9 protein-coding genes are annotated in these 13,593 nt (G+C 58.2%); all 9 read right to left on the bottom strand.

Annotated elements, in window-relative coordinates; all coding sequences use genetic code 11:
- Window positions 1-80: 80 nt before the first annotated feature.
- Window positions 81-1,547 (bottom strand): aminomethyl-transferring glycine dehydrogenase subunit GcvPB, encoded by a 1,467-nt coding sequence (gene gcvPB / locus Y017_RS07255; protein ID WP_011589862.1) that lies wholly within the window; start codon window positions 1,545-1,547, stop codon window positions 81-83.
- On the bottom strand, window positions 1,544-2,902 hold the full coding sequence (gene gcvPA, locus Y017_RS07250; RefSeq protein WP_011589863.1) for an aminomethyl-transferring glycine dehydrogenase subunit GcvPA: 1,359 nt from the start codon (window positions 2,900-2,902) through the stop codon (window positions 1,544-1,546). Before gcvPA ends, gcvPB begins: the two co-directional genes overlap by 4 nt.
- Window positions 2,903-3,047: 145 nt before the next feature.
- Window positions 3,048-3,434 carry a glycine cleavage system protein GcvH gene (gcvH, locus tag Y017_RS07245; RefSeq protein WP_011589864.1) on the bottom strand — a complete coding sequence of 129 codons (387 nt, stop codon included), beginning with the start codon at window positions 3,432-3,434 and terminating at the stop codon, window positions 3,048-3,050.
- A gap of 177 nt (window positions 3,435-3,611) precedes the next feature.
- Window positions 3,612-4,691 (bottom strand): glycine cleavage system aminomethyltransferase GcvT, encoded by a 1,080-nt coding sequence (gene gcvT, locus Y017_RS07240; RefSeq protein WP_011589865.1) that lies wholly within the window; start codon window positions 4,689-4,691, stop codon window positions 3,612-3,614.
- A gap of 179 nt (window positions 4,692-4,870) precedes the next feature.
- Window positions 4,871-7,831 carry an Ig-like domain-containing protein gene (locus Y017_RS07235; protein ID WP_035459949.1) on the bottom strand — a complete coding sequence of 987 codons (2,961 nt, stop codon included), beginning with the start codon at window positions 7,829-7,831 and terminating at the stop codon, window positions 4,871-4,873.
- Window positions 7,832-8,448: 617 nt separating this feature from the next.
- Complete coding sequence (locus tag Y017_RS07230; RefSeq protein WP_231483433.1) at window positions 8,449-9,984, bottom strand: iron ABC transporter permease; 1,536 nt, start codon at window positions 9,982-9,984, stop codon at window positions 8,449-8,451.
- Between the two features lie 42 nt (window positions 9,985-10,026).
- Window positions 10,027-11,037 carry an extracellular solute-binding protein gene (locus Y017_RS07225; RefSeq protein ID WP_035460144.1) on the bottom strand — a complete coding sequence of 337 codons (1,011 nt, stop codon included), beginning with the start codon at window positions 11,035-11,037 and terminating at the stop codon, window positions 10,027-10,029.
- 60 nt (window positions 11,038-11,097) lie between these two features.
- A complete protein-coding gene (locus Y017_RS07220; RefSeq protein WP_231483432.1) occupies window positions 11,098-12,381 on the bottom strand; it encodes an FAD-dependent monooxygenase in 1,284 nt (427 codons plus the stop codon).
- A gap of 27 nt (window positions 12,382-12,408) precedes the next feature.
- Entirely contained in the window at window positions 12,409-13,581 is a 1,173-nt protein-coding gene (gene ubiH / locus Y017_RS07215) for a 2-octaprenyl-6-methoxyphenyl hydroxylase (RefSeq protein WP_035459944.1), read from the bottom strand.
- Window positions 13,582-13,593: the final 12 nt, after the last annotated feature.

Genomic DNA, 13,593 nt, shown 5'->3' with positions numbered 1-13,593 from the left:
TTATTTTCACCCATAAAAAAACCCGGCTTTCGCCGGGTTTTGATCGCTTCAAGCGTGTTATATGAAGCGTGCTGCGTCTCTTATTCGCTCCAGGCCAAGTCCAGCTCACGAGCGGCTTTGACATCATCCAGACGACGTACCGGCTGGGTGAAGGGCGCTTCTTTCACCATGTCCGGTTCGTTGCGCGCTTCTTCCAGGATCGCGGCCATGGCATCCACGAACTCGTCCAGCGCTTCTTTGCTTTCGGTTTCGGTGGGCTCGATGAGGAAGCACTCCGGCACCAGCAGCGGGAAGTAGGTGGTGGGCGCGTGCTGGTTGTAGTCCAGCAGGCGCTTAGCGATATCCATGGCGGTGACGCCCAGCTCCTTCGCTTCTTTTGCGAAGGTGAGGATGAACTCATGGCTGGCACGACGATCCGGGTAGGCAGCAGTACAACCTACCGCTTCCAGACGCTTGAGCAGGTAGTTGGCCGCCAATGTGGAAAACTCGCCCACGCGGATCATGCCTTCGCGGCCCAGGGAACGGGCGTAGAAATAAGCGCGCAGCAAGACACCGGCGTTACCCATAAAGGCACTCAAGTGGCCGATGCTGGTGTCCAGCGAGTCGGTGTCGACCCAGTGATAGCTGCCGTCATCGCGCTGGCCGGCCATGGGGGTGGGCAGGTAAGGCAACAAGCGTTCGGAGACCCCGACCGGGCCGGCACCGGGGCCGCCACCACCGTGGGGGGTGGCGAAGGTTTTGTGCAGATTCATGTGGATAACGTCGAAGCCCATATCTCCGGGGCGCACCTTGCCGAGGATGGCGTTCAGGTTTGCGCCGTCGTAGTACAGCAAGCCGCCGGCTTCGTGCACGGCTTTGGCGATGTCTTCAACCTGCCGTTCGAACACGCCACAAGTAGACGGGTTGGTCATCATCAAGCCCGCGGTCTGTGGGCCGCAAGCAGCTTTCAGTGCTTCCAGGTCCACGTCACCATCTTCGCCAACAGGAACTTCACGGACTTTGTAGCCACACATGACGGCGGTGGCCGGGTTGGTGCCGTGGGCCGCATTCGGGATCAGGATCTCGGTACGTTGATCATCACCACGGGCATCGTGGTAGGCACGGATCATGGCGACGCCTGCAAACTCACCCTGAGCGCCGGCCATGGGCGCCAGGGACACCCCTTTCATGCCGGTGACTTCTTTCAGGAAGTTCTGCAGTTCGAACATGCAGCTAAGGAAACCCTGGCTGTGGCTTTCCGGTGCCAGCGGGTGACGATTCAAAAAACCCGGTAGCATGGCGGCACGGTTGGCGCCTCGGGGGTTGTACTTCATGGTGCACGAACCCAGCGGATAGAATTGCTTGTCGATGGCGAAGTTCTTGCTGGACAGGTTGGTGTAGTGACGTACCACCTGCATTTCGGACACTTCCGGCAGGCCCGGCTTTTCCTTGCGACGCAGGTGCGCTGGAATCGCGGACAGCTTGTCTTCCGCCAGCGCCTTGGGCGCTTGGGAGGTGGCGCTACGACCTGGATGAGACAGTTGGAAAATCAGTTGTGTCTCGCTCATGCCAGCACCTCCTTCAGGGCTTGTTCGAACAGCTGCAAATCCTGCTCGGAATGGACTTCGGTAGCATTCACCAGAATCGCATTATTCATGTCATAGTCGCCTGCCAGGCTCACGCCGCCCAGCACGTCTTTCTCGGCCAGCGCCGCCAGCACCTGATCCGCCGGCTTGGGCAGCGTCAGTACCACTTCGTGGAAAGTCGGCGCGGTGAAGGCACGCTCAACGCCATCGATAGCGGTGAGCTTGTCCGCCAGTGCCTGAGTGTTGGCGTGGCAATGAGCCGCCACATTACCCAGGCCATCCGGCCCCAGCAGCGAGGTGTAAATGGTCGCCGCGGTCATGGCCAAGCCCTGGTTGGTGCAGATGTTACTGGTGGCCTTGGAACGACGAATATGTTGTTCGCGGGCCTGCAATGTGAGGGTGAAGCCCTGCTTGCCTTCCATGTCCACGGTACGGCCGATGATTCGACCCGGCATTTGCCGAACGTGTTTCTGTTTACAGCACATAAAGCCAAAGTACGGCCCACCGGAGGATAGCGGCACACCCAGCGGCTGGCCTTCACCCACAACGATATCTGCACCGTCTGCGCCCCATTCGCCAGGAGGCGTCAGCAGCGCCAGGGAGGTGGGGTTAACCACACCAATGACCAACATTTTGTTGGCATGGGCCCAGTCGGTGAGCGCATCCACTTCTTCCAGAGAACCGAAGAAGTTGGGCTGGCTAATCACCAGCGCGGCATAATCTTCACCTTCATAGGGTTTGAGTGCATCTAGTGGGGTCTGCCCGCTAGCGGCATCGAAGCCCACCCTTTCCAGGGCCACGTCCTGATTTTCCACGATGGCCTGGGTCGCGCTGGTGTAGCGCGGGTTCACCGCGGTGGGCACCAGCACCTTGCGGGACTTGCTCTTGCGGTTGGCTCGCAGGCTCATCAACACCGCTTCGGCCAAACCAGAGGCACCGTCGTAGACAGAAGCGTTGCTCACGTCCATGCCGGTGAGGCGGGTCATCAGGGTTTGGAATTCGTAGATCACCTGCAGGGTGCCCTGGCTCGCCTCCGCCTGATACGGGGTGTAAGCGGTGTAGAACTCCCCCCGGGTAGCAATTTCCCATACCGCCGCCGGCACGTGGTGCTGGTAGGCACCGGCACCGATGAAACTGACCGCGCCTGCATCCTGGGCAGCACGGTCGCTCATCAGCCGAGTGACGTCCATTTCGCTCAGCCCTTCAGGCAGAGCATCGAGCTTGCCTGCGGCTTTCAGGTGCGAAGGAATTTCATCGAACAAATCTTCGATGCTATCGGCGCCAATGGCGTCGAGCATGGCGCGCACGTCATCGGGGGTATGGGGGATATAGGGCATGGAGGTACCTGATGGTGTTGGTGTTGGCGTTGAATCCCTCATCATTAAAAACGACGGGGATTAGCTGCAAGCGTCAAGCAGCAAAGAAAACCGGGCGGGGTTTAGCTTACAGCTTGAGGCTTGTAGCAACGAAAACGGCGAACCGTTATTCGCTATCGATCTGCGCCTGGTACTGGTCGGCGGTGAGCAGGCTGTCCAGCTCTCCTTCGTCGGTGAGCTGCACTTTGAACAACCAGCCACCTTCATAAGGAACGTTATTAACCAACTCTGGCTCATCTTCTAGCGCTTCGTTGATTTCAACGATTTCGCCAGACACCGGGCTGTAGATGTCGGAGGCCGCTTTTACGGATTCCACTACCCCGGTTTCATCGCCAGCGGCCACAACCTGGCCCACTTCCGGCAGCTCAACATAGACCAGATCGCCCATGGCATCTTGGGCGTGGTCGCTGATGCCCACCGTGGCAACACCGTCTTCTACCTTGGCCCACTCATGGCTGGAGGCATAACGCAGCTCGGCTGGAATCTCGCTCATTGTTTTCTCCTGTTAAGAGTCGCTTGCTCGCGGCACGCCTCACGCATGCACGCTGAAATGTATTCAGTAGCCGTGTCGATGGCGACTACAGAATGTATGTTTTGCCGGAGATGCTATCGGCATTTCCGGCCTAATAAACAGGCCCCGCGCGTGTTGCGTGCGGCGCAAAGCATCCTGCTACTGTTCCTTGTACACCGCGTTACCATTACGCACGAACGGCGGCTTAACCACCTGAGCCACCTGCCGTTTATTGCGAATTTCCACATCCACCTTACCGGTGGCGCCGGCAGGCAAACGAGCTAGGGCGATGGATTTACCTAGCGTGGGCGAGAAAGTACCGCTGGTAATTTCCCCTTCTTCCCCATTCGGCATTAAAACTTTCTGATGGGCGCGCAATACACCCTTGCCTTCCAAAATCAGACCCACCTGCTCGCTGTGGCCATTTTCTTTCTGGTTTAGCAGGGGCTGGCGACCGATGAACTCGCGGTCATTGAGCATTACGGTCCAACCCATGTTGGCTTCCCATGGCGTAATGCTCTCATCCATATCGTTGCCGTAGAGATTCAAGCCCGCTTCCAGGCGCAGCGTATCGCGTGCCCCCAGGCCAATAGGCGATACACCCGCTTCAAGCAGTTGCTCCCACAGGGTCAGCGCATCCGCGTTAGGCAGCATGATTTCCACGCCGTCTTCACCGGTGTAGCCGGTGCGGGCAATCATCCAATCACCGTCTTCCGCGAAGGCAAACACTTTCAGGCTTTTCACCGCGTCGGCGCGGCTGCCATTCAAAAGGCCAGCGAGAATGTCACGGGCCTTGGGCCCCTGAATCGCCAACATGGCCAGTTCCGGACGCTCATGGATATCCACGGCAAAACCGCCCGCGTGTTTTTCCATCCAGCCCAGATCGGTTTCACGGGTCGCGCAATTTACCACCAGACGGTAGTCATTGTCCCGTTTGTAGACGATAAGGTCATCGATCACGCCGCCATTATCGTTAAGCATCCCGGTATACAGGGCGCGGCCCGGATCAATGCGGTCCACATCGTTTGCCAGCAGCTGGCGTAAGTAGTCACGGGCGCCGGCGCCGGCGATATCCACTACGGTCATATGAGAAACGTCGAACACACCGGCATTTTGACGCACGGCGTGATGTTCTTCGATCTGCGACCCATAGTTAATCGGCATATCCCAGCCGCCGAAATCCACCATCTTGCCACCGGCGGCGAGATGAGCGTCGTATAAAGCTGTGCGATGAGCCATAAAAAAACACCATGGAACGAGTGAGTAGAGAATTATATCGACACGGGGCCAAACGGCATAGGCTGAGCCAGTAATCTGCCCAATGCGGGAACACTGCGTTCAAACACGCGACCCGGCCCCCAGGCACAAAAAAGCCGGCCCGCAGGCCGGCTTGAGTGCCACTGTTAGAAACAGTGAGGTTACTGCGGTTTCTTAATGGAGCCGCTCTGGAAGGTGAGGTTCACTCCTCCAGTAGGAAGCTGCAGATCAATGGTGGCCACCGGCCCGCCAATGCGCACATCAATGTTCTGATCCGCCATGCTCAACAAGCTGATAACCAATCTGCCATCTGCCAAAAAGTCCACAGGGCCCAACAATTGCAAATCATCCATAGGATAACCGTGCAGGTTAAAGGGCAACCCTAGTGGGGCCTCCATTTCCGGGGCATCCAGCAGCAGATCAAGAGTGAGCTCAAACATTAACTGATCTTCCTCCTCATCATAGCGAATCCACCCGATTAACGGCTGCGTCCGATTGCCGCTTTCATCCTCCTCATAACGGCCACGCATCACCAAGGGCTCGGTGGGCACGTTAGGGCTGACCAAACCGGCGATCTGTGCGTAAACACTGGTGTTGGTTGTCATCAACACGGGCGGATAGAGGATGACTTTGAGCGCTTGCTCCGCTTCATCCCAGCCAGCGATATCGGCAATGATCCCGCCATTGAGATAAGTAAACTTATCCGCCGGGCAAGTATCGTTAATATTGCAGCCGATGTTTGCCGCCGTAACCAGCCCGCCAACATCAGTGACAGCCAGCTTGGCGGCATTGGTCGGTGATGGGTACAAGCCGCTGCCCGGCGGCTCTTCCGTCGCTTTGAGTTCAGTATCTTCCAGCTCAAAGTTGGCATTCACGTCTGACTTGGGCAGATTACGCAATGGTAGCAGCACATTGTCGCTGGGCGGCGCACCGGTGAAGGCAATAGCCATGTTCGGGCCACCCTCATCCGCATCCGGCCCTAATAGCTGGGCGGTTTGCAGGGGCATATTGTCTTGCGAACAAATCACATCACCGGCACAACCTGCCCGCTCATGGGACGCCAGCACATAACGATACAGGGTGCCGTCTTCCCAGGGCTGTTGCGGGGTAATGGTCAGCTTGCGCGTTTCTAGGGTCAGGTGGGCGGGCACCACATCCAGGCAGTTCCCCGCTGTGTCTATTTTTTCCACCCGAACACTGCCTTGCCCGCACGCAGAGCCCAGCTTCATGCTATCGGGGTCTATGTTGCGCGAGAACTGCACCTCAATGGAACGGTTAGCAGGCAAGGGCGGCACCGGCAAAAGATCACCGGCATCATCTTGATAGGCACTGACACACTGCCCCTGAATGCCATTGGCCAAGTTTTCGCTACCTGGGTTAATGGCGCAGGGGAAGCCGGGATACACTGTGGTGGTATAGGGCGTGCGCGCGCCACTGGTAGTGGTGGCATCGACCATGGTGAAGTCGAGGGTTCGCGGGTTGGCCGGGTTGCCACTCAGGTCCTGTATGCCATCGGTGAATACCACTTGGTAATCGGCGCCAAATTCCAGCGGGGCATCCGGGGTAAGCACCAGGGAAGCACCGTCAAGTCGCCACTGGAAGGGCACCTGGGCTCCCTGCTGGGTCAGCCTCACTGTGGTGCCCGGAATAATGGTGTCCTGGTTTGGAATCTCATCAAAGTTCAGCACCACCGGGTCGCCGGGGCGGAAACGATCGACGTAGTCGCCAGGCTGCCAGCTTTGCAGCCCCGGGCCGGTAATATCAACTTCGGGCTCGGGCGCATTTACCTGATCCTGGTAAGATTCCATATGGAAGCTGAGCACGCCGAAGGCGGTTTCCAAGCCCAGCACATCTGGTTCTACCACGCCTAGGGCATCGATGACCATGCGACCATCTACAACAATAGCGCGACCCACCAACTCGACCTGCAGTAGGGTCTGGGTGAAGGCGCCGTTGGCGCGGGAATCTGCTGTAGAGAACGCAAGGTCTAGGGTCAACTGCACCCGTCGTGGTGCTTCGTGAGCCGTGCTATACGGGGCCACTGAAAGATACCCAGAGGCATCGGACAGGAAGCTCACGGTCACCTCTCCAGAATCGAAACTCGCGGGCAACTCGCCGACGATCAGCACATCCAGCGACTCACCCTTGAGGACCGAACCTTTGCGGATTCGCAATGGGGCGGCGTCCGGATAATTGGGTATAAATCCTAACTCTGCAAACACATCACCAGACAGCTTGGCGGAGGTGTCATCGCCCAACAATTTACTGATTAATGGCACGCAATTGATCGGATCCCCGCTCAGCGGCGACAGCATAACGCCACTCGCGTTACACTCTTTGGTAGGGTCTGCAGCCATGACCTCCAGCACTAGAGTTTCCCGGGGGGCGGAATCTTGCGGGATTAGCGTGATGCTATTTTCCCCGCTGTAAGCCACGCCGGTTTCACTGGTCAGGGCCCCATCCAGCTGCAGGGTGTACTCGCTACCCGGAGTCAGGTCATTCTTTGGATCAAGGGTTACCCGTGTGCCGTCTACCAGCAAGGTGGCCGCAACCCGGTTTCCGCGAGCATCTTTCAAGCTTACTGTGGTGTTATCCACGGTAGTGCGATCCAGCGGCTGCGAGAATTGCAGGTGGATGGTGGAGAAATCCATGAACGGCTGGTCATCCCCAAACGGCATACGCCGACTGATCACCAGTTCATCACTTAACACCTGCTCGACGTGCGGGCCTTCCTGCGCCGAGGCGGTAGTAAAGCTCAGTGTGCCATCCTCTAACCCGGTTAGGCTGACACCGTTCACGCTCAGGGTGTACTCACTGTTGAACGCCAGCGCCTCGCGTGGCGTGACAATCACTGAGCGCCACTCATCGGCTTCGGTGACGTCCACCTCGACAGGACCGTCTGGGCCCGCAAGGGTAATATTCGCCGGCGCTATATTTCGTGCTTCGGAGAACTGCACCACCACCGGAGCGTGCACCGAGACCTGAGTCTGGCCATCCGCCGGGTAGCTATAGAATACCTGGCCGCTGGTGTTGCCACTGTAATCCACCGTCCGTTTGCTGCCACTATCACCACAGGCAATCAGCACCAGTGCGGCCGCAAAAAGTATGCTTATTCGCATCATTTTTGTGTTTTTCTCCCAAGTTTAAAATTTAAGCGCGATCAAACCGCTGATCACATTCACTTCGCCACTAGCGTCAACCTGCGTGCTGGGCTGCGGGTAAACGGCGGGCGGAGTGTCGTAAATGTCGAAGGTACGGGCTTCGAGAAATCTGATGCTGGCCGCTCACATTCACCGAGGCATTAGTCCCCAACGGGGATTCGCTATAGGTTACTCCACCGCTAAACGAGGAATTTCATTGGCGCGGAACTGGGTGCCGATGCGCGGGCTGGCCGCTCAGTATACCATCGGTGATGATGTCCTTGCTCAACTCGCCTTCCAAAGCACACCCTTCCTGCATTTTAGGGTAACACCCGTACGCTACCGGCTACGGCGGCGAGGTTCCTCGAAAGAAAACCCTCATTTGTTGCTGCCCTTACACTGTCTATTCAGCGCGTTCACGTTACCTGCTGCTGAGACAGCGACGGATAATGCCTTACATTATGCAAAAGTGCACATCTGCCCACATCGGTAGAAAGCGTCATTTATCGTTAATAACGGCGAGGAAACGTAAAATTCTTTAAAATAGCGAGCAAATAACCCCGCCCTGAAGAGAATACTTCTGCTAGGAGAAGCAACATTCAACGGCGCCGACTCAGCACAATGACGGGCACTAACCCCAACAACACCAAGGTTAACGACGGCGCTGCGGCTCGCTGCCACTCACCTTCTGCCGTCAGTTCGTAAATGCGCACCGCTAAGGTATCCCAGCCAAAGGGCCGCAATAGAAGGGTAGCAGGCATTTCCTTCATCACATCAATGCCCACTAGCAGCAAAGCGGTAAACAACCCTGGCAACATCATCGGCAGATAGACCCGGCGACCCACCTCTGATGCGCTAGCACCGAGGGTACGGGCAGCTTCCACCAAACTGGGCCGCACCTGTTGCAGGGCATTTTCCACTGGACCAAAGGCCACTGCCAGGAAACGCACCACATAGGCAAGCACCAACGCCGCCAGCCCGCCCGCCAGCGGAATCGATACACCCCATTGATCCAGCCAAGCCTCCACGGCACTGAAGCTGACCATGATGCCGACCGCCAGCACTGACCCAGGCAAGGCATAGCCCAACGTCGCCAACTGCACCGAGCCCGAGACCACCCGAGAGGGCTGGTGACGCTTCACCCAAGCCAGCCAGCCGGCCAACACCAAAATCAATGAAGCCGCCATAGCACCCAGCAAAAAAGTACGCCAGATGAGGCTGACAAAGCGGCTATCCAAGCCTTCGATACCGGTGCCCACCACCCAATACAACAGCCGGCTCACCGGCAGCAGGAATGCCATGAACAACACAGCAAAGGCGAACACCGAAATGCCCCAGGCAAAACGCGGCCGCACCCGCATTATTTGCCGGCCACCCAGCTCACTAAACCGGGCCCGGCGCCGGCCACGGCGCTCCAGCCACAATGACACCAGCACAAACAGCAGTAGCAAGGAGGCCAGCTGCGCCGCCGCCTGCAAATTAAACAAGCCGTACCAGCTCTTATAGATGGCGGTGGTAAAGGTATCGAAATTAAACACCGACACCGCGCCGAAATCGGCCAGGGTTTCCATCAAGGCCAGCGCCAACCCTGCAGCAATGCCCGGCCGGGCCATGGGCAGCGCCACCTTGAAAAACGCCCGTAGCGGGCCATCACCAAGAATGCGCGCCTGTTCCAGCACAGCACGCCCCTGAGCCTGAAAAGCCAACCGCGCCAGCATGTACACGTAGGGGTAAAGCACCAGAGAAAGAGTGACCACGACCCACAGGGGGTGGCGGGCACTGAACCCGGGAAAGGCCGGCCACCAGGCGCGCACCTGGGTTTGTATCGGCCCGGCGTAATCGAGCAGATCCACCAACACGAATGCCAGCACATACGCCGGCATGGCCATGGGCAGCAACACAGCCCATTGCAGCCAGCGACGACCTGGAAACTCCAAGGTCGCCATACACCAAGCCAGAGTAATGCCCAGCAGCGAAACGCCAATAGCCACACCCACCATCAGGAACAAGGTATTCCCAATCAGGCGTAGCAGCACCGTATCCATCAGGTGCTGCCAGGTAGCCCACTCTTGCTGTCGCCAGGCAGCGAGCAACACCAGAATAGGCACCACAACCAACAGGGCCAGCGCAATCACGCTGGCCCCACCGCACGAAACCCCGCCGCGCCGCATCACCGCTTAGCGATACCCTGCGCGGTCCATCAGTTTCACCGCCTCGACCTGTAGGGCACCGGCGACACTGACGTTGAGATCATCGGCCTTGAACTCACCCCATGAGCGCACTTCTTCTGGCGGCTTCACCGACGCATTCACCGGGTATTCCAGGTTGCGGTCGGCCAACAGTTCCTGAGCCGCAGGTTGAGTCAACCACTCCAGCAGGTCCTTGGCTTTTTCCGGGTGCGGCGCATTCACAGTAACGCCCGCTCCAGAGATATTCACATGCACGCCACTGGTGTCTTGATTGGCCCAGAATAGCTCCAACGGTAGCTGTGGATTATCCCGCTTCATGCGACCGTAGTAGTACGTATTAACAATGCCCACATCGCATTGCCCTGCGACGATCGCTTCCATCAACGCGGTGTCATTGGAAAACACATCCGTGGCCAAATTAGCCACCCAACCACGTACAATTTCCTCGGTTTTCTCTTTGCCTTGGCGCTCAATCATGGTCGCCACCAATGACTGGTTGTAAACCTTCTTAGACGTGCGCAGACACAGGCGCCCCTTCCATTGAGGGTCCGCCAGGTTTTCATAGGTGGACAACTCGCTGGGCTGTATCCGGTCGCGTGAGTAAACCAGAGTACGCGCACGCACGGTGAGGCCATACCATTGCTTTTTCGGGTCAGTGAGTGCCGCGGGGACATTGTTGCTCAGCACCTCCGACTCCACCGGGCTAAGCAGCCCTTTTTCAGCTGCGTTCCAGAGGTTACCCGCATCCACAGTAATCAGCATGTCCGCAGGGGAGCGCTCGCCTTCAGCTTGTAAGCGGGCGGTAAGGGCCGCAGCGTTATCGGTGATATAACGGATTCGCACCCCAGTTGCCTCGGTGTAGGCATCGAACACCGGTTTAATAAGATGATCATTGCGAGAGGTATAAACCACTAACTCTTCATCAGCGGCAGGCTCAGAACACCCCCACAGACCAGACGCCATAATCACGGCGCCAACTATGATGCCAAACACGCGCATATCCATTCGCTCCAACTATTCTCAAACAGTAATGATTCTTAATTAATGACAGTATGCCAGCTAATGTCGATTAGCTCTAGCGTCCCAAACGGGGGGGCTCGCTTTAGCAGGAAGGTCCGCGCTTCGCCCCATGGCCTGACGAGCAAAGAATCCTTTCACTGGGCCCGCCTGATTTACCCAGCGCATGCCCGTGTTACGCAACCAGCGCACCGGCAGGGCGCGCTGTTCAAACAGGGACTGGAACCCACGCATGGCATTTTGCATCAGCAAATTTTCTCCGCGACGGCGGCGCTGATAACGGGCCAACGCACTAGGGTCAGCACAGCCGGCCCCCTGTTCACAGGCCCTTCTCACCTCTTCCGCCAGTACCGCCGCATCCAACAATCCCAGGTTCACCCCCTGCCCAGCCAATGGATGGATCACATGGGCTGCGTCTCCCACTAGCGCCAGCCCTGCAGATATATACTGGCTAGCGTGGCGCTCCTGAATGGGAAACACCGCTCGTTCGCTAAGCAGGGTCACAGGCCCCAGAGCGTCGCCCACAGCAGCCTGCAATTCCGCCGCAAACGCCGCTGCGCCCTTGTCTCGCAGTGCCGCAATCCGCTGCGGCCAACCGGACCAAACAATAGAACACTGCCTTTGATCATCCTGACCTTCGCCAGTAAATAACGGCAGCAACGCCAACGGCCCGGTTTCCATAAACACTTGCCTGGCACAACCGTCATGGGGCCGTTGCGTGGCAATGGTGGCCACCAGTGCATGGTGCCCGCTATCGCGGGGCCCACCGCTGATGCCGGCCTGCTCTCGCACTTGCGAACGGGCGCCATCGGCGCCCACTAGCAAGTCAGCCTGCCAGAACGAATCGCCACTGCGCACGGCCCATTGCCCAGTCTTGGCATCACGCCGCAAGGCATCGACCTGCACACCGCATTGCCAATCCAGCGTCGGCAAGGTTGCGGCTTTACGATACAGAGCAGCAGCCAAATGCCCGTTTTCCAATAACCAGCCCAGGCTCTTTGCCCCGACCTCTTCCGCCCGGAATAACACTTCACCGGTGCCATCCTGATCCCACACTTGCATGGCGTGATAAGGCTGCACCCGCGACAGATCTAGACAATCCCACACCCCGGTATTACGCAACAGCCAATGGCTGGCCTCGGTAAGCGTAGATACCCGTAATTGTGCTGCGCCCTCAGGCATGGCCGGAGCAGGCGCACCGTCCAGCACGGTGACGTTAAGCCCCTGCTCCGCCAGCAGCACCGCCAGCAGCCCGCCAGTCATGCCACCGCCGACGATGACGATGTGTTGTTTTTCGCTTGCAGACGACACGCTATTGGGATGCACGCTTTGTCCTCACGTTTTTAAGTGCTTTCACAATCCCATGGCCCGTTTCGCAAAACCGCTGCGCAGCCCGGGTAAAATATCCATGGCCACTAGCCCCAGCTGGCGGCTGTGTGCAAAAAGCGGGTGCTGCAGCCGGAACAGTTCTGGCACCCAACGAGACGCCTGGCTGATCATGGCCTGATCCTTTTCCCGTTTTTGCGCGTAGGCTTGCAAGGTCACCAAGCTACCGGGATCTGAATTGCCGGCCACGGTTTGCGCCAGTGCCAACAAATCCCGCACCGCCAAGTTAAAGCCCTGCCCCGCCACCGGGTGCAAGGTATGGGCGGCGTTACCGACCACCACGCCATGAGGCACCACCTGTGCACAGGCCTCGGTGAGTACCAGCGGATAACGCTGGCGCTCGCCGATGCTGGAAAGGCGTGGCGCGCCTGCCGGGCAACGGGCCTGCAATTGTGCCAGCACTTCGCTATTCTCCAACGCCACCCAACGGTCCACCTGCTCGCGCGGCCCTGTCCACACCAACGCCATACGCTGATCCGGCAACGGCAATAAGGCCATGGGGCCATCATTCAAAAAGCGCTCGTAAGCGATCCCTTCATGGCCCGCCGCCAAAGAGACATTGGCAATCAACGCATCGTGCCCGGTGTCATGCTCCCGCGCGCTGATCCCCAGCCACTCCCGGGTCTTCGACCGAGCGCCGTCGGCTGCGACCAATAGCGGCGTTTCGAGCACCTCACCACCGGCCAGGCTCACCTGATAGCCACCTTCAACGCGACAAATACTAGACAGTGTTTCCGGTGCCCGCACTTGAATGCTCTTATCCGCAAACAAGGCGCCGAGCAGCACAAACCCCAGCCAGCGGTTTTCGACTACTGCGCCCAACTGATCCACGCCCTCTTCATGGGCGGATATGCGGGTAATGCCAAGCCGGGATTGTCGTGACACATGTACCGTATCAATGGCAGCAGCGTGCTCGCGAATGGCGTCCGCCAGCCCAAGATCACCCAACACCGACAAAGTGCCTGCGGACAAGGCCGTACTACGGGCATCAAAACTAGGAGTTAACGGCGGGGACTCTGGCAACGACAACGGGTGGTTTTCGACTAACACCACTCTGCCCGCCCCATGATGGCGCAACAATAGCGCCAGCAAAGCACCGGCCATACCACCACCCACGATCACCAGAGGTTGCTGCGTCATTCCAACGTCCAT

Origin of the sequence: Alcanivorax sp. 97CO-5 (assembly GCF_000524665.1) — a bacterium.
GTDB classification, from domain to species: domain Bacteria; phylum Pseudomonadota; class Gammaproteobacteria; order Pseudomonadales; family Alcanivoracaceae; genus Alcanivorax; species Alcanivorax borkumensis.
This window is presented reverse-complemented; position numbering and strand designations above follow the sequence as displayed.